Source organism: Peribacillus sp. FSL M8-0224, assembly GCF_038003055.1.
GTDB classification, from domain to species: domain Bacteria; phylum Bacillota; class Bacilli; order Bacillales; family DSM-1321; genus Peribacillus; species Peribacillus frigoritolerans.
The window spans coordinates 178,068-197,387 of the sequence record NZ_JBBOOJ010000001.1 but is presented as its reverse complement, the minus strand read 5'-3'; the positions used below and the strand labels follow the sequence as shown (position 1 = coordinate 197,387).

At 39.6% G+C, this 19,320-nt stretch carries 14 protein-coding genes; 2 read left to right on the top strand and 12 right to left on the bottom strand.

Features of this window, described 5'->3' with window-relative positions:
• Window positions 1-9: 9 nt before the first annotated feature.
• Together MKX49_RS00920 and MKX49_RS00915 are read right to left on the bottom strand one after the other, a co-directional pair.
• Window positions 10-1,089, bottom strand: a complete 1,080-nt coding sequence (locus tag MKX49_RS00920) for an extracellular solute-binding protein (RefSeq protein ID WP_283867069.1) — start codon at window positions 1,087-1,089, stop codon at window positions 10-12.
• Window positions 1,089-2,315, bottom strand: coding sequence for an ROK family transcriptional regulator (locus MKX49_RS00915; protein ID WP_048685189.1), 1,227 nt, complete (start codon window positions 2,313-2,315; stop codon window positions 1,089-1,091). Before MKX49_RS00915 ends, MKX49_RS00920 begins: the two co-directional genes overlap by 1 nt.
• A gap of 249 nt (window positions 2,316-2,564) precedes the next feature.
• Here MKX49_RS00915 and MKX49_RS00910 point away from each other — a divergent pair, with 249 nt between their 5' ends.
• The gene (locus MKX49_RS00910; RefSeq protein WP_340874262.1) at window positions 2,565-5,072 is read left to right on the top strand and encodes an NEW3 domain-containing protein; all 2,508 of its coding nucleotides are present in this window, start codon (window positions 2,565-2,567) and stop codon (window positions 5,070-5,072) included.
• Window positions 5,073-5,316: 244 nt separating this feature from the next.
• Here MKX49_RS00910 and MKX49_RS00905 read toward each other — a convergent pair whose 3' ends face one another.
• The 4 genes from MKX49_RS00905 to MKX49_RS00890 form a co-directional block, all read right to left on the bottom strand.
• A complete protein-coding gene (locus MKX49_RS00905) occupies window positions 5,317-6,051 on the bottom strand; it encodes an amino acid ABC transporter ATP-binding protein (protein WP_048685183.1) in 735 nt (244 codons plus the stop codon).
• Window positions 6,048-6,692 carry an amino acid ABC transporter permease gene (locus tag MKX49_RS00900; RefSeq protein ID WP_340874259.1) on the bottom strand — a complete coding sequence of 215 codons (645 nt, stop codon included), beginning with the start codon at window positions 6,690-6,692 and terminating at the stop codon, window positions 6,048-6,050. The genes MKX49_RS00905 and MKX49_RS00900 overlap by 4 nt, the downstream gene beginning before the upstream one ends.
• A gap of 73 nt (window positions 6,693-6,765) precedes the next feature.
• Window positions 6,766-7,542, bottom strand: a complete 777-nt coding sequence (locus tag MKX49_RS00895) for a transporter substrate-binding domain-containing protein (protein WP_048685177.1) — start codon at window positions 7,540-7,542, stop codon at window positions 6,766-6,768.
• 516 nt (window positions 7,543-8,058) lie between these two features.
• Window positions 8,059-9,396, bottom strand: a complete 1,338-nt coding sequence (locus tag MKX49_RS00890; RefSeq protein ID WP_063592195.1) for a YjiH family protein — start codon at window positions 9,394-9,396, stop codon at window positions 8,059-8,061.
• Between the two features lie 672 nt (window positions 9,397-10,068).
• Between MKX49_RS00890 and MKX49_RS00885 the strand changes: the two genes are divergently transcribed.
• A complete protein-coding gene (locus MKX49_RS00885) occupies window positions 10,069-11,121 on the top strand; it encodes a potassium channel family protein (RefSeq protein WP_063595222.1) in 1,053 nt (350 codons plus the stop codon).
• Between the two features lie 357 nt (window positions 11,122-11,478).
• Here MKX49_RS00885 and MKX49_RS00880 read toward each other — a convergent pair whose 3' ends face one another.
• The 6 genes from MKX49_RS00880 to MKX49_RS00855 all read right to left on the bottom strand — a co-directional run bounded on the left by MKX49_RS00880 (window position 11,479) and on the right by MKX49_RS00855 (window position 18,967).
• A complete protein-coding gene (locus MKX49_RS00880) occupies window positions 11,479-12,984 on the bottom strand; it encodes a malate:quinone oxidoreductase (RefSeq protein ID WP_048685171.1) in 1,506 nt (501 codons plus the stop codon).
• Window positions 12,985-13,580: 596 nt separating this feature from the next.
• Window positions 13,581-14,501, bottom strand: coding sequence for a type I pantothenate kinase (gene coaA / locus MKX49_RS00875; RefSeq protein WP_063595223.1), 921 nt, complete (start codon window positions 14,499-14,501; stop codon window positions 13,581-13,583).
• A 95-nt stretch (window positions 14,502-14,596) separates the two neighbouring features.
• Window positions 14,597-14,890, bottom strand: a complete 294-nt coding sequence (locus MKX49_RS00870) for an RNA polymerase alpha subunit C-terminal domain-containing protein (RefSeq protein ID WP_048685166.1) — start codon at window positions 14,888-14,890, stop codon at window positions 14,597-14,599.
• A gap of 152 nt (window positions 14,891-15,042) precedes the next feature.
• Window positions 15,043-16,440, bottom strand: coding sequence for an amino acid permease (locus MKX49_RS00865; RefSeq protein WP_034305642.1), 1,398 nt, complete (start codon window positions 16,438-16,440; stop codon window positions 15,043-15,045).
• 331 nt (window positions 16,441-16,771) lie between these two features.
• On the bottom strand, window positions 16,772-17,731 hold the full coding sequence (locus MKX49_RS00860) for an L-threonine 3-dehydrogenase (protein ID WP_053533708.1): 960 nt from the start codon (window positions 17,729-17,731) through the stop codon (window positions 16,772-16,774).
• A gap of 45 nt (window positions 17,732-17,776) precedes the next feature.
• Window positions 17,777-18,967, bottom strand: coding sequence for a glycine C-acetyltransferase (locus MKX49_RS00855; RefSeq protein ID WP_340874254.1), 1,191 nt, complete (start codon window positions 18,965-18,967; stop codon window positions 17,777-17,779).
• Between the last annotated feature and the right edge of the window lie 353 nt (window positions 18,968-19,320).

The following is a 19,320-nucleotide window of genomic DNA, read 5'->3' as shown; positions in this document are numbered from 1 at the left end:
GACACTTCCTTATTCTTTAATTTCTTTATCTCCACTTTTAATATTTTCGTCCCAGTATTTCATCCACTCGTCACCTTTTTCCTGGAATGCCTTCCAATCAATTTCCATCGCTTTAATTTCCGTTTCCGTGATCCATTCAGGTAAACCCTTCACATCACTTCTGGTCGGAATCCTGTAAAATTCTTCTGCTAATGTTTTTGCGGCTTCTGGTGAATTCACGAACTCATAAAAGGCTTCAGCCGCTTTGGGATGCTTGGCACCTTCAACGATGGCGATACCTTCTGTCAATACTGGCGTTCCGCTTTCTGGAATGACGAACTCAAATGGATAATTTTTATTCTCTTTCAGCATGACGACATCCGGCATTGCCCAAACGGAAAGTGAGCCCTCTCCTTTGGCTACCTTGTTATACATCATTTCAGGATTCGCTGAATATTCCTTCGTGTTTTGGTCGAGCTTCTTTAACCAGTCATACCCTTCTTTCGGATCATTTGTATCCTTATACGTACGATAGATCATCGCAGAAAAAATTGTCCTCATCGTTCCGGAGGCTAACGGATAGCGGATGATGATTTCGTCTTTCCATTTCGGATCAAGCAGCTCATCCCAATCTTTCGGTACCTCGTCTTTTGATAATTCTTTGCTGTTATACATGATGACTTCCGGTGTCTGGCTCGTTCCTGTCCAATACCATTCCGGGTCGCGGAATCCTTCATCGAGACTATCGGAATAGCTAGGCTTATAAGCGGCCAGCAGCCCATCATCCTTTGCTTGATTGAAGTTCGTGGAAGGTGCCCCCCACCAAACGTCTGCCTGCGGATTACTTTTCTCTGAACGAACACGGTCAAGGATTTCCTGAGACCCCATATCAAGCCACTCAACATCAATACCATACTTATCTTCGAACTGCTTTTCGAATTTTGATAAAATATCTTTGCCATGCGGCGAATAAACAACGATTTTATCTTCGAGCTCACCCTTTTCGCCAGCATCCGAATTCGTTTTCGTATCTGTACCGTTACATCCCGAAATTAATAGTGCTGCCGATAAGGTCAGTACTGAAACAAGCGACTTTTTCCTATTTTTCATTAATATTCCCCCTCATCACGAAAATTCAAAATGCCATCATGTTCCCTTAAGAAAAGGGAAACCGCTCCAAGCACCCCTGCGTTTTCTCCCAGTTGTGAAGTTTTCATTTCTACTAAACTTGGAAGATATCGATCAACGACCTCCCGAATTCTAGGTAAAATGTATTCAGCAGAATTTAATACACCACCTCCTAAAATGATCACTTCCGGATTTAGCAAACTAGCCGCATTGACAATTCCGCAGGCTAAATGTTCGATGGCTTCATTTATGATGGCCATAGCTGCCGTGTCTCCTTTTTTTGCTGCCAAAAAAGCATCCTCCCCTGATAGTTCGGAAGATTTGGCCCGTTCGAATAAAAAATGGTGAGGATCCTTGAGGACCTCCCTGGTGAAATGACCGCCAATCGACTTGCCTCCTGCGACACTTTCCAAATAGCCGTATCTATGGAAAATCGGCTTGAATTCACGTTTTATATCCTCTTTGTCCGTCACCATATATCCCATTTCCCCAGCGGCACTGGAAGCTCCTCTGTATAACTGGTTATTCAAGATGATGCCGCTTCCGATTCCCGTGCCAACCGCAATGAACAGCAAATTCCGCTTATTTTGTGCATTACCCAGCCACTGTTCACCTAGTGCAGCCGCGTTTACATCATTGTCCAGAAAGATGGGGAAATCAAAATAACGCTTCGCTTCTGCTATAAATGGATATTGTACCCAGCCTAAACTCGGTGCCTCTATTACTAATCCGCTTGCCGTTTGCGTAATGCCAGGGATCCCGACTCCCATCCCCAATATCCTTTCCTTCGCAATCTGATTCTTTGCAATTAACCGCTCCGTTTCAATCGCCATTTGTTTAAGAAGCCCTGAATTTAAATAAGTGTTTGTTGAAAAACTAGTGTCAGCAAGGATGTTGCCGCTTAAATCGCTTAAAACGATTTTCACTTTCGTCCCGCCTATATCGACACCGATGATATAGGCAGCCTTTTCATTAAAAAAGAGCTGGATGGGCCTCCTCCCGCCTTGAGATGAGGATACTCCTATTCCTTTCTCGAATACCCACTTCTCCTGTATAAGTTCATCCACAGCCTGAGAAACAGTTGGTTTACTTAGCTGAAGCTTAACGGCGATTTCAGCTCTTGAAATGGGTGAACATTCTTGGATGCATTGAATGATTCTTTTTTTATTTACATATTTTTGATGACTGGGTGTCCTTTTAAAACTCATCACATCACGGCCTTACATTATTTAGTTAGTAAATCTTCCTAATTAAGTAAAAATATAACTTAAATAATTTCAACGCACAAGATTTTTTCGGAACGTTTAAATGTTCAATTTTTAATAGTTACTTCGCATTATTTACATTTATAACCATTAGTGCTATTTATTAGATAGGTTTTTTTGTCTGGTTAGTTAGAAAACATTACTAACCTACATTTTTTTAGGTGTTTTATAAAAGTTGAAGGGGGTTAAAGAATGAAAAAAGCTTTGTTATCGTTGCTTTCCCTTTTGTTGGTTCTTGCGTCATTGCCGCTTGGAGGCAGCGCTGCAAATCCTGATGAAACCAACGTTGAATTATGGAATGCGGTCAAGCCGCTCGAAACGACCGTGACATTCTTGAACAGCGGTGCCCATCCCGATGATGAACGCAGTGACTTTCTCGCTTATCTATCGAGAGGGTTAGGGGTGAAAACATCCAGCCTGATTGCAAACCGTGGTGAGGGAGGACAAAATGAAATTGGGGATGAACTGGACAACGCTCTTGGAATCATCCGTTCGAGGGAAATGATAGAAGCTGCAAAAATCACCGGGGTTAAAGCCTATCATCTAAGCGAAACCACCTCTGATCCCATTTATGATTTCGGTTTCTCTAAAACACCAGAGGAAACATTACAAAAATGGGGCGAGGAACTCACATATGAACGGCTTATCCGCTTTATTCGGACGTATCAGCCAGATATATTGATGCCATCCTTTCAAAACGATGATACCCAGCATGGACATCATCGAACAATGACAATCCTAAGTGAACGTGCCTTTACGGATGCCGCCGACCCAACTGTGTTTCCACAACAATTGAAACAAGGTCTATCGGTATGGCAAGTGAAAAAGTTATATTTGCCCGTTTCCTCGGCAGATCAAGCAACCACTTCGATAGAAATCGGTAAATATGACCCAATATACAAAATGACTTACCCACAGCTTGGAGAACAATCCCGCTATCTGCACAAAAGCCAAGGCATGGGTTCTGATATCCCTGCAGCACCACGCCAGATCCATTTGGATTTGAAGCAAAGCGCGGTTGATATAAAAAGCGAGTCGGACCTTTTTGCAGGTGTACCTTACAATTTTACTGAATGGGCTGAAAAACTCCCTCGCTCAGCTTCAAAATTAAAAGGTGAATTTAGGTACCTGCAACGGAATCTGGACGCTGTTATTGAGTCTTATCCCCATGCTAAACGTGTTTTTTCAACATCCCAAAAAGCTCTTTCCAATGTTCGTTCAATGACTGCGCAAGTCAAAAAGGCAAAGCTAAGCCCTGCCATCAAAAACGACTTGCTTCATAAGCTCTCATTAAAAGAAGAGCAATTGCAAAACGTCAGTTATGTCTCCTCAGGGCTCGAGGTTCAAGCTGAAGCAGCTTCAAAGATTCTTACTAAAGGTCAAAATACGTACGTAACCATAACCATGAAGAATAACGGGAAACAAACATTGAAAAAAGTCGCTGCTGCATTGAACGTGCCTAAAGGATGGAAGACAAAAACAAAATCAAAAGATGTCAATCTGGCACCTAATAAATCAGCGACAATGACCTACCTGGTTGAAGTCCCTGAAGATGCAGCTTATTACCATGCCTATGATGAATCAACCATTACGACCAGCATTTCTTATAAATACGGGAGCACAAAAACTTCCATCAAGGAAGAATTGGATGGAACGATCGCCGTCCTTCCCGACGTTGGCCTTACCTTATCTCCTGAAGATATCGTCGTAAATACAGCAGATGTAAAAGAGGAAATCCCAGTGACGGTGACCTTGAAAAATTATACAGAAGGAAAAGCATCAGCAAAGGTCGCTTTAAAAGTCCCTGAAAATTGGGGAGTTCATCCCCAAAATGCCACTGTATCATTTAATGAAAAATCAGAAGAAAAACAAGTGAAGTTCACCCTCAGACCACCGAAGGCCATCCAAAAAGGTGAATATCAGGTGAAGGCAGCTGCCACTGTCAATGGGAAAACCTTTGATTCGACCATTCAGGAGATTTCCTATGACCATATCGGAACATTCTATTACCAATACCCAGCAGCTATCAATACCGTTGCATTTGAGCTTTTGAAGCCAGCTTCATTAAAAGTGGGGTACATTGAAAGCGGATTCGATAAAGTGGCAGATTACTTAAGCAATGCAGGGCTGAACATTACGAAGTTAACTGCAGCTGATTTAGCTGAAGGTGATTTAAGTCAATATGACACGATCGTTACAGGCATCCGTGCCTATCTATCGAGGGAAGATTTAAAGGCAAATAACGCGCGCTTACTTGAGTATGTGGAAAACGGCGGACATCTCGTCGTGCAATACCATAAACCGGGTGATGGATGGGATGCCTTGAAGACGGCTCCATATCCTCTTACCCTCGGGAATCCTTCGATTCGCTGGCGGGTAACCGATGAAAAAGCCACAGTAAACGTGTCGAAACCAGAATCGGCGCTTTTTACCTATCCAAATAAAATAACAAGGGATGACTGGAGCAATTGGGTCCAAGAAAGAGGATTGTATTTCCCAATGGAATGGGATGAACGGTATGAAACATTCATTTCCATGGCTGATCCGAATGAAGAACCATTTGATGGCGGTATCCTTATGGCTAAATACGGTAATGGCACCTACCTCTATACCAACCTTGTCCTATACAGGCAAATTCAAGGCCAGGTTCCAGGCGGATATCGAATCATGACGAACTTGATTAGTTACGGTGCCAAATAAATAAAAAGAAACCTATGCATGTGTTAAATGCATAGGTTTCTTTTCTGTGACGTTTGCCCGATTGAAATTGATATGAATAAAAACATCTCCTGACTGATAGGTTCCTGCTCTAAAAACCAAAAAAGTTATGCACAAAGATGAGGGAAAGGCTCATGCGTTTGGGGTTTCCCCTCATTTCCCGCATTGCTTTGTCCACACTTTATGCACAACTTCATTCATGATTTACGATCTTAAAAGCATCCCGTTAAAGCACTTTGCTCAAGAATGCTTTGGTTCTTTCGTGCTGTGGGTTACCGAATAATTCATTCGGCTCATTTTCTTCCACGATATACCCTCCATCCATGAATATCACCCGGTCCCCGACTTCCCGGGCAAAGCCCATTTCATGCGTAACGACGACCATTGTCATTCCTTCTTTAGCCAGTTGTTTCATTACCTCCAAAACATCACCGACCATTTCAGGGTCAAGGGCAGAAGTCGGTTCATCAAATAGCATGATCTTCGGATTCATCGCCAATGCCCTTGCGATGGCGACCCGCTGTTTTTGTCCGCCGGAAAGTTCCCCCGGATAGCTATTTGCTTTTTCCTTTAGACCAACCTTATCCAATAACTCAAGCGCTAATCTTCCTGCTTCCGCTTTATCGGTGGCACGAATTTTAATGGGGCCCAAGGTTATGTTCTCCAAAACGGTCTTATGTGGAAATAGATTGAAATGTTGAAAAACCATTCCAACTTCTTGCCGGACTTTGTTTATATTGATTTTCCTTTTAGGATCGGTTATATCATGTCCGTTAATGACCACCTCGCCGCCGGTAACTTCCTCAAGGAGGTTAAGGCAACGCAGGAATGTACTCTTTCCAGATCCAGAAGGGCCTATTACGCAAATTACTTCCTTTTCCTGCACTTCTGCATTTATATCTTTTAAAACCTCGACAGTTCCAAATGATTTTCTTAGGTTTTTTACTGTAATGATGCTCATCGAACTTGTACCCTCCTTTCTATGAAGTTAGCAATTAGGGTTAACAAATAGATGATGATAAAGTAAATCACACCCACGGCCAGCCAAATCTTGAATGCTTCAAAAGTTGCCGAAGCTTGAATCTGACCTTGCTGGGTTAAATCGGCTATACCAATGACGGATAATAGAGAAGTGTCCTTCAAGCTAATGATCGATTGATTCGTAATGGTAGGGAGCATCCTTCTAAAGACTTGCGGAAGCACGACATATCTCATTGTTTGAGCTCCAGTGAACCCGATGGATCTTGCCGCCTCCGTTTGCCCTTTATCGATTGATTGTATCCCTGCCCTTATTATTTCAGCAAAATATGCCCCTGCATTGATTGCAACGGTAATTATTCCAGCTGTTGTACTGTCCAAAGAAATCAAATTCAATGAATTCACACCAAAATAGATAAAAAATAACTGAACGATGAACGGTGTCCCTCGTATTGCATCCACATAAACCTTTGCAATCCAGTTCAAGATTTTGATGGGGGCAAGTCGCAGCAATGCGACAAGTAAACCAATCAAAAACCCTAGGATAATGGCAATCACAAAGATATAAAGTGTCACCTGAAGTCCTTTTAATAAAAGTGGCAACGCCGCAACAATTATATCCATTTCTTTCACCCCTTTGAAAAAGAAAGCGCGCAATAAGCGCGCCTAATGAGCTTTAATCTATTGTTTATTAACCTTATTCACCAAGATACGTTTTTATAATTTCATCATACGTGCCGTCTTTTTTAAGATTGGCAAGACCATCATTTATTTTTTTCAATAAATCCTCGTTTTGCCCTTTCAATACAGCAATTCCATATTGGTCACCATTCAAACGGTCACCTACGATTTTCAACCCAAGATCTTTTTGGGCGATTGCATATGAGATGACAGGATAATCTTCTATAAGGGCATCCGCATTACCGTTGGCCACTTCCTGGAACATCGCTGGACTATCATTGAATTGAACAACTTTGATTCCTAGTTTCGTAGCATTATCCTGTGCATATTTAGCACCTGTTGTTCCTTTTTTCACTGCTATGGTTTTTCCTTTAAGATCCTTAACGGTTTTAGTGCTTGTATTATCTTTCTTAACAACTATTGTTAACCCTGCATCAAAATACGGTGTTGAGAAATCCACTACCTTTTTTCTTTCCTCTGTAATGCTCATTCCCGCAATGGCCACATCAAGCTGATTGGCTTGCATAGCCGGAATGATTCCACCGAAATCCATTGGAGACAATTTGATTTTGAAATCCTGGTCTTTCGCGATTGCATTGATCAATTCAATATCGATACCTTTATAGTCGTTCCCCTCTTTAAATTCAAAAGGAGGATAAGTCGTATCCACACCAACTTTATATACCTTTTCAGGTTTCTTTTCCTCACCTGCATTTTTTCCTTCATTGGTTCCACAAGCCGAGATAAAGATAGTTAAAATCAAAAACATACTCAATAAACCAAGTTTCTTCATTCAAATCACTCCAATTCTTAAATTATACGTGATAATAAATAATTCTCCCTATAATATAGCATAAGAATAAAGTATTATAATATGAATTTTTAGAATAAATATTATTTTCTCCAAATAATTTTTATGGATGTTTTTCCTAATATTGTTCATGTGATGGAAAACATAAAAAGGCTATGGGATCCTTCTCGATAAAAATGGCCGATCATGTCATCAATACCTCTAAAACAAGACTATTGGAAGGTGGTATTCACCAGGGTCCTTTAGTCATCCCTAATAGTAGATGCCCATTAGTTGGATAAGAAAAAAACTAAATCATTAACTTTTGGATGCTTTTAAACTGGAATACAAGGAATTGTTTTTCCGCCTTCCACTCCCCCTGCTTCAAATGTCCCGCGCAACCGTGAGTCCTACCATGTCTACTTCTATCAAAAAAAGCCAACCAGTAATTACTGGTCGACCTTATAATACGAACGCATCCGTTCGATTTGTGATCGAATTAAGATTCATTGATTTGCACTAAAGCAGCAATATTGCGATGGGTGCCGTAATAATTAACGTGATGAGTGTCCGTTCAAACCAGATTACAATCAACTTCGTAATGCTGATCGGGATTTCGGTTGATAGGATACAAGGTATCGTCGCTGAAAAGAACAATATGGATGAAACAGAAACCACGGCAATGATGAACTTTGTTACCAGAGGTGCATCAACTACAAGAAGCGCCGGCAGGAACATTTCTGCAATTCCTATAGCTGAAGCTTTTGCAGCCAAAAATGGTTCAGGTATTTGCAATGCCCAGGTAAATGGGTAAAAAAGATAGCCAAGTAAATTAAATATTGGAGTGTACTCCGCTAATACAAGGCTGATGAGACCAACGGATAAAATGGACGGCAGAATGCTCATTGTCATAAGAAAACCGTCCTTTAAGTTCTCCCATAAATTTCTGCCAAGACTTACGGAATTATTTGCTCCCACCATCGCACTGTTCCAGGCATTTCGGAAAAGTCCTTCTTTGATAACTTCTTCTGGATCCGCATTATCCGAATAATATTCGTCGCTCATTTTATTTAATGGCCAAATGCGTACGGTAATGGCAGTGACAAGGTACGTGATTCCTAAAGAAACCCAAAAGAAAAGCGACCATAAATCCATAAGCCCGAGGGTTTTTGCTACAACGATCATGAACGTTGCTGAAACCGTTGAAAAGCCAGTTGCAATAATAGCTGCCTCTTTAAGGGTGTATTTTCCTTCTTTATATAGTCGATTCGTAATAAGCATACCAATGGAATAGCTACCTGCTAAATCAGCAACCATATCAACCGCTGAACGCCCCGGCGTTTTAAATATCGGCCTCATGATCGGCTGCATCAGTACACCCAAAAATTCGAGAAGCCCGTATCCAATGAGAAGCGCCAAAAATATAGCACCTAAAGGAACGACAAGACCTACAGGTATGACAAGTTTTTCGAAAAGGAAAGGACCCATACTTGGGGCCATTAACCATTCGGGTCCGATCTTGAAATATATTAAGATCGCAACAACAGCACCTAATACTTTTAATAAAGAAAAAACGATTGATACCTTATCTTTGCTCCAGCTTTTTGAAATAAATGGATAAACAGCTCCTAATAGAATGACAATAAGAGCATAAATGGGAACGGCTGACGGCAAGGTTACTTTGATCCATGTTACTATATGATCAATCGGTATGCTTGAAACACCATTTATGGTAATGGGAATAAAAAACATAAAACTTCCTATTAAACTGTATATAATAAACTTCAGTACATTCGTAGTAGATTGAATCTGCGGCTCCTCTTGTTTCGTATTTGTCGCAACATTTGGTGATTCCATAATCATTCCCCCTATAATTTAATTGCCTACTGGGTAAATTCTGGCGTCATGCCCACATCCAATCACGTAAAGTTTCACCTTATTCCAGCAGCAAAACACCCCAGCTATGTGCCGCTTTTAATCCCCCGTGTACCGGTGCACAACTAAAACCCGGTAATATTGTTCATTAACATGCGAAGCACTGCCACTTGTTGCGAGACTTTTATATGCAATCCTGTTCTTTTTTTAATATCTTTACCCTTTCACTTGTATCCGCTTTCATTTTGCTTGTCCTCCTCATTATTTAACATTCATTGTATACTGAAAATTCTAATAATAATTTTACTTTTTGATGATTATTTTATAATTTATATTCTAAAATTCATCTATTATTGTCCTTTTTATAATCTATATTAAAATCAGAGCGAAATTTAAGAGCAGAATCTATAGTTTTGGTACCAAAAACTAACTGAATGAGTGGTCTATTAAGCTTGGGCAGATAAAACTCAGTGTTCCTGCCCCTTTTTTGCATAAGAAACAGAGCTGAACGTCACACATCCAATCAAGCTTTCTTTTATATGCTTTTTGCTCCCAACTTGGGGATAAATAGTTCTTACTCTTACGTTTAATTATCTGTTAAATTGGGGAAATATAAATTCAATCGACGATGACTTAATAACTAGGATGGGTATGATGAGAATTAAGGTAAAAAAAATAATATATTACCTGATTAAATTAAGAGGGAAAATCTTTATACCATTTGCCATTTTATACATATTAGTTGCAGCATATATTGCTTTTTCTATAGAGCCACAGACGTTCGAATCATATTTAACTTCAGTTTACTGGGTTCTTACAACGCTTGCTACGGTTGGTTTTGGTGACTATGCACCGGTCACCGATCTTGGAAAAGCATTTACCATCGGTCTATACATAACGGGTATTGGGCTTGTTAGTCTTTTTATTGGAAAAATCATTAAATCTGTATATCTTATCGAAAAACGTAAAGTTGGTGGAAAAATGAAATATACAGGTAAAAATCATATCATTCTGATTGGATGGAGTGAAAAGTCAAAATCAGCAATTCAAGAAATTTTTAAATCTGATGAAACCATCGATATTGTAATCATTGATAACCTGGAAAAATCCCCCATGATGGAGGAGCGTCTGTTTTATGTTCGCGGGGATGCCACGGATGAAGAAACATTACTCCGTGCAAATCTTTCTAAAGCAAAAGGCGTTATCATTTTTGCTGACCAAATAACACAAGATAATTATGCTACAAAGGATCCGTTACTTGTCGATGGAAAGACATTATTAGTTGCCACTGCCATAACGTCCATTGAAGAAAAAACCAATACGGCAATACACGTCACCGCTGAGGTAATCAATCAAAAGCATATTCGTTTATTTGAGCGTGTAAAGGTGGATGAGTTTATTCCTACACAAGAAATGATCTCCCACGCAGCAGTACGATCCTTATTTTCTCATGGAGTCACTCACATGTATTCAGAACTTATGAGCTCAAAGTATGAAGAGACGATGTATGAGATTTCTAAACAAGATGAATGGCGAACCTATCGTGATGCATTCATGGACCTTCTTAATAAAGGGGCCACACTGGTAGCAGATCGTGGTGATCTTAACATAAACCAAAAATTAGATGCACGAATTCCCGATGATGCACAGCTTTTCATTATTTGCGATAAAGAGACCATTTCCAAAATAAATTCAAAAATACATTAGAAGCAGAAATCTTTAGGGATGCTATAATGGCATCCCTCAGTTTGTAGACAAAAGGGTTTTATCTAAAGTTAAAACTAAGTTGATTGGAGCGGGTGTTCGAGACTCCTGCTTAGAAAAGCGCGTCAAGGGTAGACCCCGCAGTCGCAAGCCGAGGGAGGACCGCCCGCGGAAAGCCGAGTGCCTCTCGTTCCAATCAACGTCCAAATTGTACAAGCCATAAACTCAATTTTCTTCGAATTTGCCTGCAAATATGCATCCTTAATTGAATAGACTTTAAAACAAAAAAAGAACCTTCAATCAAAGATCGATTAAAGGTTCTGTTGTTTTTAATTTCAATGTTGCTTCGATATCCAAAAATTAACTATAAACTAGCTCTTTTTTTTTGCTAAGACCAAGCGTCTCTGATGTTGAAGTTTGAATTTCGTGCAAAAGCTCTGTATTTTCCATTAGTGACTCTCCATAAGAAGGAATCATTTCTTTAATTTTCGGTTCCCACTCTTTCATGCGTTGCGGGAAGCATTTATTAATTACCTCAAGCATAACGTGAACAGCAGTAGAAGCCCCTGGAGAAGCACCTAGCAATGCTGCAATTGAGCCATCGGATGCACTTACAACTTCCGTACCAAATTGAAGTGTACCTTTGCCGCCTTCAGCAGTATCTTTGATAACTTGTACACGTTGGCCAGCCACTACTAAATCCCAATCCTCGCTCTTAGCGTTCGGGATGAACTCTCGTAACTCTTCCATACGCTGTTCTTTCGATAACATAACTTGCTGGATCAAGTATTTTGTCAATGGCATCTCTTTTGCGCCAGCCGCCAACATAGTTAAAACATTATTCGGTTTTACGGAAGTTATTAAATCGAACATTGAACCTGTTTTTAAGAACTTCGGTGAGAAGCCCGCAAATGGTCCAAATAGCAACGATTTTTTATTGTCGATAAAACGTGTATCAAGATGCGGAACAGACATTGGTGGTGCACCAACTTTAGCTTTTCCGTATACTTTCCCATGATGCTGTGCAACAACTTCCGGATTATTACATACCATGAAGTATCCACTTACCGGGAATCCTCCGATATGTTTCCCTTCAGGAATGCCGGATTTTTGCAGTAAATGCAAGCTTCCGCCCCCGCCTCCGATAAAGACGAATTTAGCATTATGACGTTCTACGCTACCGGTATCGACATTACGCACTTTTAATTCCCATGAGCCATCACTGGCACGTTTAACATTATCAACACTATGTTTATATTTGATATCGACGTTTTGAGCCTTTAAGTGGTCAAACAACATGCGTGTCAGAGCACCGAAGTTAACGTCTGTACCGTAATCAATTTTTGTTGCCGCTATAGATTCATTCGATGGACGGTCTTGCATAATAAGTGGAATCCATTCCATCAGTTTTGCTGGGTCATCGGAATACTCCATACCTTGGAACAGAGGATTTTTGGACAGCGCTTCAAAACGTTTCTTTAAGAACGCTACATTTTTATCCCCTTGCACCATACTCATATGAGGCAATGGCATGATAAAGTCTTGCGGATTATCAATCAGCTTACAGTTTACAAGATACGACCAAAACTGCAATGAAACTTGGAACTGTTCATTTATTTTAATTGCTTTGCTAATATCTATAGATCCGTCAGCTTTTTCGGATGTATAGTTAAGCTCGCACAGCGCAGAATGACCCGTACCCGCATTATTCCATTCGTTAGAGCTTTCTTCTCCTGCGTTTGCAAGCTTCTCAAATACTTTGATTTCCCATTCCGGTGCTAACTCTTTCAGTAATGATCCCAAAGTCGCGCTCATGACTCCGCCGCCAATTAAGATAACGTCTGTTTGTTTCTGTATGTTGCTCATTATAACCTTCCTTATCCCCTATATTTGCAAAAAAGATGTAGGCGCTCCTGCTTAGGTGTCAAAAAAAAGCCCGGCACGAACTAGGAACACACCTTTTCTGTCTCCTTATAACTATATCATAATCTATTATTATTATTTCATAGATTAAAATATTCTACTATTACTTTTTTTGTTAAAATGTTGATTTTGAGAAGAAATTAGCTTAAACTTATCCGCCCCGATAGTCGCATTAAAAGATTTCTTCAGCAACTTCCCATCATTGAAGGAAGAAACTGTTAGTGAAATAATATTGACAGATTCGAAAAAGCCAGGAAAATACACATTTATTGACAAAAACAAAAGGGAAATTAGAACTTTCTGTAACCATTTCCCTAAAAAACAAGGGCCTTCCTGAAATTGCTAAACTCTTAACTTTTTAACTAGTATCATAAATTCCATCCAATTATTAGATATTATAACAATACCAATAATTACTGAAAGCTAAACCAATATAAGGTAATGTCACTGATAATATTCTTAATTTTAAGACTTATCTCATAGTCCCTCATTGGTATAATTTCTTAACTTATTGCTATTACAAAAAAACATTATTTCTATTATTTTCGCAAGAAGATATTTTCAACTTTGTGTTCTGACCCTTTTTTCAAGACGAGTTTTGCCCGTCCTTTTGTCGGCAGTATATTTTCATGTAAATTTTTTAAATTAATTTCTTCCCAAATTTGAGTCGCTTTTTTTATGGCCTGTTCTTTAGAAAAGTCAATATAACGATGGAAATAGGATTCGGGACTTTGAAATGCAGTCTTTTGAAGTAAAAGGAACCTTTCGACATACCACCGCTCTATGTCGTTAACATCTGCATCTACATAGAGTGAGAAATCAAAAAAGTCACTGACGAATACTTGATTTTCCTTGTCAACTTGAAGAACATTAACACCTTCCACTATTAAAATATCCGGATTACAGATCGTCTGCACTTCATTTGGCAAAATGTCATACTTCAAATGTGAGTAGATTGGAACTTCCACTTTATTTTTTCCCGCTTTTACATCTCCGATAAGATTGATTAACTTTTGGGTATCATAACTTTCAGGAAACCCTTTTCTTTTCATCAATCCTTTTTCTTCTAAAAGATCATTTGGGTACAAAAAACCGTCGGTAGTGACAAGACCTACGTTTCTGTGATTATCCCATCTGGATAATAAAGTCTGAAGTAACCTTGCAGTCGTACTCTTTCCTACAGCAACACTCCCTGCAATCCCAATGATATAAGGTACTTTTTTAGCATCAGTTTTTAGAAATGAAGAAGTGGCTGTGTTAAGCTGCTGAGATGCCTCAACATGTAAATTGATCAAACGAGTCAAGGGCAAATAAACCTCTTCCACTTCCTGAATGGATATTTCTTCATTTATTCCTTTTAAGTTATCCAATTCTTCTTCAGTTAAAGGAAGAGGGGTATGGTTTCGCAAAGATGCCCACTTTTTTCGATTGAATTCAAAATAGGGAGTATAGGAACTCATGATTTTTCGTTACCTCACTTTTTAGAGTTACTATTAGTTTAACAAGGATGATGTCCATAAAAAAGATGTTCCTGATCCCTTATTCACTAAATTGATTAAGCTTTGAATGATAACCCGCCTGTCTCCAAAGCTTCCCTAAGTTTCGGTAAAGAAGCTGGTCCCATACCGTGGAATTTCAAAATTTCTTTTTCACTATATGTTGATAGCTGTTGTAAAGAGGTTACCCCATTGCTTTCCAATGCACGTCTGGCAGGTGCCGAGAGCACTGAAAGGAATCCTGTATCAGGTTTTCGTTCCTGCTCACATACAGGGCAGGTTGGACAGTCGCTGGATTTATAGTATTTGTGTCCCTTTTCGCAAGTCCTCAAATTCTTCTTTGAAGTGGTCATTGTCAATTTCTCCTTATCTTCTGGCTTTTAAGTCCAAACATAAAAAGTTCACCCTTTACAATGAAGCAATCATTTTAATCCATTTTATCATTAATTTCATTGGAAAAGGGTTGCCGCAGCAACCCTTTGCAAAACCCAAAGTGAATGATGGATTAACCCACTTTGTCCTCCTTCTTAGCCTCTGTCTGAGCATTGGCTTGTACACGCTTGTCTATTCCAAAAGCGAAATAACTAATTGCTACGATAGCCAGAAAACCTATTCCAACCATAAGAGATATACGTGTGTCATCATTAAACCACATACCGATCAATACCATGATCAAGAAAGCTATGGTCAAGTAGTTTGTAACAGGTGCAAACGGCATCTTGAATGGATGATTGTGCATTTCAGCTTTTTTGACCTTCCTGAATTTAATTTGACTGATCAGAATGACAAACCATGGAATCATTCCAGGAAGTACACTCGCACTGTATACATGCACAAATAAATTTTCTGGTGCAATATAACTTAAAACAACTCCAATCGCTAAACCGACGATCACTCCGAACGTACCGAATAAAGGGACACCGCTATTAGATACTTTTGCAAAGAACTTTGGAGCTTGTCCATTCATCCCTAATGTGTAAAGCATGCGTCCTGCACTGTAAATACCACTATTGCAGCCAGACATTGCAGCCGTGATTACGACAAAATTAATGATTCCAGCTGCTGCCGTGATACCAACCTTCGCAAAGGTGGCAACAAATGGACTGCCAATCGAACTTAATTGATCCCAAGGGTAAACGGTTACAATAATGAAGATCGCACCGATATAGAAGATTAAAATACGCCAAATGGTACTTTGAATCGCTTTGGTTATCGTTTTTTGCGGATCTTTTGCTTCACCAGCCGTAATCCCAATTAATTCTACACCTTGATAAGCGGCAACCACCAGTGAGAGAGCAAAGAAGAAGCCCTTCCAGCCGCCTGTAAATAAACCGCCATGTTCCCAAAGATTCGATAACCCTAAGGCTTCCCCTCCGTTACCGATTCCAAAGAAAATCAGTCCAAAACCTGCAACGATCATTAAAATAATCGTTACGATTTTAATCAGTGCAAACCAAAATTCAATTTCCCCAAAGGATTTAACGGAAATTAAGTTCGCTGCTCCAAGAATCACCATTGCAATTAAACCTGGAATCCAAGCAGGGAGATCAGGGTACCAATACTGCATGTACGTCCCCACTGCAATAATTTCTGCCATCCCGACGATAACCCACTGGAACCAGTTACTCCAAGCTGTCATATACCCTGCCAATGGATGAATGTACTTATAACCAAACGTTGCAAAAGAACCTGTACTTGGCTCTAAGTACAACATTTCCCCCATTGCGCGCATGATCAAGAATATAAATAAACCAGAGATCGCATAAGCTAACATTACAGACGGACCTGTCCATTGAATCGTGCTGGCTGAACCCATAAATAAACCGACACCAATCGTTCCGCCCAAAGCGATCATCTGAATATGACGACCTTTCAAGTCCCTATTCAAATCTTTGTTTGCCATTCCATTTCCCCCTACACTACTAATAGTCGAAATTTTATGCAAGATGCTTATTACACTCCCTATTTAGTATAGAAATGATATAGCAGGCACCACTTTATTTCATCTTTCTTAAAGCCGCCTCATAAAATCACTCTTCACTTTTAAGCATTCCTGACAGTCAGAAAGATTACTATCCATTTTCATGTTATTTCTCTATTCTGTCCGAGGTGCCATAGAAAGCGCTTACTTTTTACCGGTTATAACAGTTCACCCCTCATACGTAAAAATTCCCCTGTATAAAATAACTCGAATAAAAGAGTTTTGCAACTCTTTTATTCGGCTGGCAGGTTTATTACGCTGTTACCAAAAGGGACTTTAATCTCAGCTTTAACAACATATCATTGGTCATTTTCTCCAAATCATATTCCGCCTTGAATCCCCACTCTTCCTTTGCACATGTTGAATCGATTGTATTTGGCCAACTGTCTGCAATGGATTGTCTTACAGGATCGACTTCATAATTCATGACAAATTCCGGTATATGCTTTTTAATTTCGGCTGCAATTTGCTCCGGATCAAAGCTCATGGCAGAAACATTGAAAGAATTCCGATGTTTCAATTTTGAAGCATCTGCCTCCATTAAAGCAATGATGGCAGCTAAGGCGTCCGGCATATACATCATGTCCATATACGTTCCCTTATCAATGTAAGAAGTATATCGCTTGTTTTTAATCGCTTCATAGTAAATTTCAACTGCATAGTCGGTAGTTCCGCCGCCAGGAGGTGTGACATACGAAATCAGTCCCGGGAATCGAAGCCCCCTCGTATCAACCCCAAATTTATGATGATAATAATCACATAATAACTCTCCGGATACTTTATTCACGCCGTACATCGTATTCGGCCTTTGAATGATGTCTTGCGGTGTCCAATCTTTAGGAGTGGTTGGACCAAACGCACCAATGGAACTAGGTGTGAATAATTGGCAATCGAGTTCTCGTGCCGTTTCCAAAGCATTGACCAATCCGCCCATGTTTAAATGCCAAGCTAAAAGCGGCTTCTTTTCAGCTGTTGCCGACAATAAAGCGGCCAAATGTATAATCGTATCCACTTCATGTTTTTTTGCCATGTTAAACATCGCTTTTTCATCCGTAACATCCAAAACTTCAAATGGACCTGATTGAGCAACATCGCTGTCCGTTTTTCGGATATCTGTCGCAATGATATTGTCAGCTCCATAAACCTCTCTCATTTTTAGCGTCAGTTCTGAACCAATTTGACCTAAAGCTCCCGTTACCAAGACCTTTTTCATCAAAAATCCCTCCCCATGTTTTAAACTCTGAAACAAGCAATCTACTTATATGATCGACATCTCTTTTCCTACTTTTTCATAAATGGCCAATGCGCTATCCAACATCTCTTTTGTATGAGCCGCAGTAGGCATATTCCTCACTCTTCCTGTACCTTTTGGAACGGTAGGGAATACGATGGATTTAGCATACACACCTTCTTCATTCAGCCTCTTGCTGAATTGCTGCGTTTTTGCTTCATCACCTATAATGCAAGGCGTAATCGGTGTTTCGCTCTCCCCGATATCAAACCCTAATTCTTTTAGGCCTTTTTTCAAGTAATCGCTATTTTCCCAAAGCTTATTTTGAAGTTCTGAGCTATTCATCAAAATATTGATGGCTTCTATGCTAGCTGCAACTGCTCCCGGTGTGGCAGCCGTTGAAAATAAAAATGGACGGCTTCTCACCTTTAACCAATCAATCAAATCTTTCTTTCCTGCTACATAGCCCCCAACAACACCAATGGCTTTGGATAATGTTCCAATTTGGAAATCCACTTTATCCGATAACCCAAAATGTTTAACCGTTCCTGCACCATTACCTAATACACCCGAACCATGCGCATCATCAACATACGTAATTAAGTCGAACTCTTCGGCAATCTTCACAATTTCAGGAAGTTTGGCTATATCCCCATCCATCGAGAACACTCCGTCGGTAATGATCATGATCTTGTTATACAATCCGGATTCCTTTGCTTGATGTGCTTTTGTCCGTAAATCGTCCATGTCGGAATGGATAAAGGGAATGATTTTCGCCTTGGATAGTCGGCATCCATCAATGATTGAAGCATGATTCAGTTCATCTGAAAGAATGGCATCGTGTTTATCCATCACTCCTGAAATCGCTGCCATATTACAGTTAAATCCAGATTGATAAGCAATGGCTGCTTCTGTATGCTTAAACTCGGCGAGCTTTTCTTCTAATTTGACATGAATATCTAACGTTCCGTTGATCGTACGAACGGCACCTGCACCGACACCATATGTTTTCGTCGCTTCTATGCAAGCCTCTATTAATCGTCTATCTGTTGCTAAACCTAAATAATTATTGGATGATAAATTAATTAGCTCCCTGCCCGCAATCGTGATAACCGGACCATTAGCACCTTCCACTGGATCAATAACGTTGTAAAGTCCCTTTTCTTTTAAATCTTCCAAATTTTCTTTCAAAAATTCATTTAATATTTCACTTGACATTTAATATACCCCCTCATTGATGGTTGGAATACATGCAGGATTTTTATATGTTTTACACCTATTTTAAAAATATTGTATTTTTTCCCTTTTTTCCAAAAATACACGTGTCTTCTCCATAAACACACACAGAATTAGTGTAAATCCCTTTATACTAAGTGTTATAACAATCATAATAATGGATAATTTTAATGTTGTCCATATTGTGCGGACAAAAAAATTTGAATTTTTGTAGTTCTTACAATCAACATCCGCCTAAAATGCGTTTAAATCAATGAAAATACGAAGAGAATTTCATCAATTTTCCAAGGCAACCGATGTTATATCTACTGGTTTTTTGGAGACCTTAACCAGTA

What these genes read in the sequence shown, in the direction of transcription:
- MKX49_RS00855 (WP_340874254.1), bottom strand. Translation starts at nt 18,967, where the DNA reads ATGTCAAGTGAAATATTAAATGAATTTTTGAAAGAAAATTTGGAAGAT.
- MKX49_RS00890 (WP_063592195.1), bottom strand. Translation starts at nt 9,396, where the DNA reads ATGGAATCACCAAATGTTGCGACAAATACGAAACAAGAGGAGCCGCAG.
- MKX49_RS00880 (WP_048685171.1), bottom strand. Translation starts at nt 12,984, where the DNA reads ATGAGCAACATACAGAAACAAACAGACGTTATCTTAATTGGCGGCGGA.
- MKX49_RS00895 (WP_048685177.1), bottom strand. Translation starts at nt 7,542, where the DNA reads ATGAAGAAACTTGGTTTATTGAGTATGTTTTTGATTTTAACTATCTTT.
- MKX49_RS00910 (WP_340874262.1), top strand. Translation starts at nt 2,565, where the DNA reads ATGAAAAAAGCTTTGTTATCGTTGCTTTCCCTTTTGTTGGTTCTTGCG.
- MKX49_RS00870 (WP_048685166.1), bottom strand. Translation starts at nt 14,890, where the DNA reads ATGACCACTTCAAAGAAGAATTTGAGGACTTGCGAAAAGGGACACAAA.
- coaA (WP_063595223.1), bottom strand. Translation starts at nt 14,501, where the DNA reads ATGAGTTCCTATACTCCCTATTTTGAATTCAATCGAAAAAAGTGGGCA.
- MKX49_RS00860 (WP_053533708.1), bottom strand. Translation starts at nt 17,731, where the DNA reads ATGAAAAAGGTCTTGGTAACGGGAGCTTTAGGTCAAATTGGTTCAGAA.
- MKX49_RS00885 (WP_063595222.1), top strand. Translation starts at nt 10,069, where the DNA reads ATGAGAATTAAGGTAAAAAAAATAATATATTACCTGATTAAATTAAGA.
- MKX49_RS00905 (WP_048685183.1), bottom strand. Translation starts at nt 6,051, where the DNA reads ATGAGCATCATTACAGTAAAAAACCTAAGAAAATCATTTGGAACTGTC.
- MKX49_RS00900 (WP_340874259.1), bottom strand. Translation starts at nt 6,692, where the DNA reads ATGGATATAATTGTTGCGGCGTTGCCACTTTTATTAAAAGGACTTCAG.
- MKX49_RS00865 (WP_034305642.1), bottom strand. Translation starts at nt 16,440, where the DNA reads ATGGCAAACAAAGATTTGAATAGGGACTTGAAAGGTCGTCATATTCAG.
- MKX49_RS00915 (WP_048685189.1), bottom strand. Translation starts at nt 2,315, where the DNA reads ATGAGTTTTAAAAGGACACCCAGTCATCAAAAATATGTAAATAAAAAA.
- MKX49_RS00920 (WP_283867069.1), bottom strand. Translation starts at nt 1,089, where the DNA reads ATGAAAAATAGGAAAAAGTCGCTTGTTTCAGTACTGACCTTATCGGCA.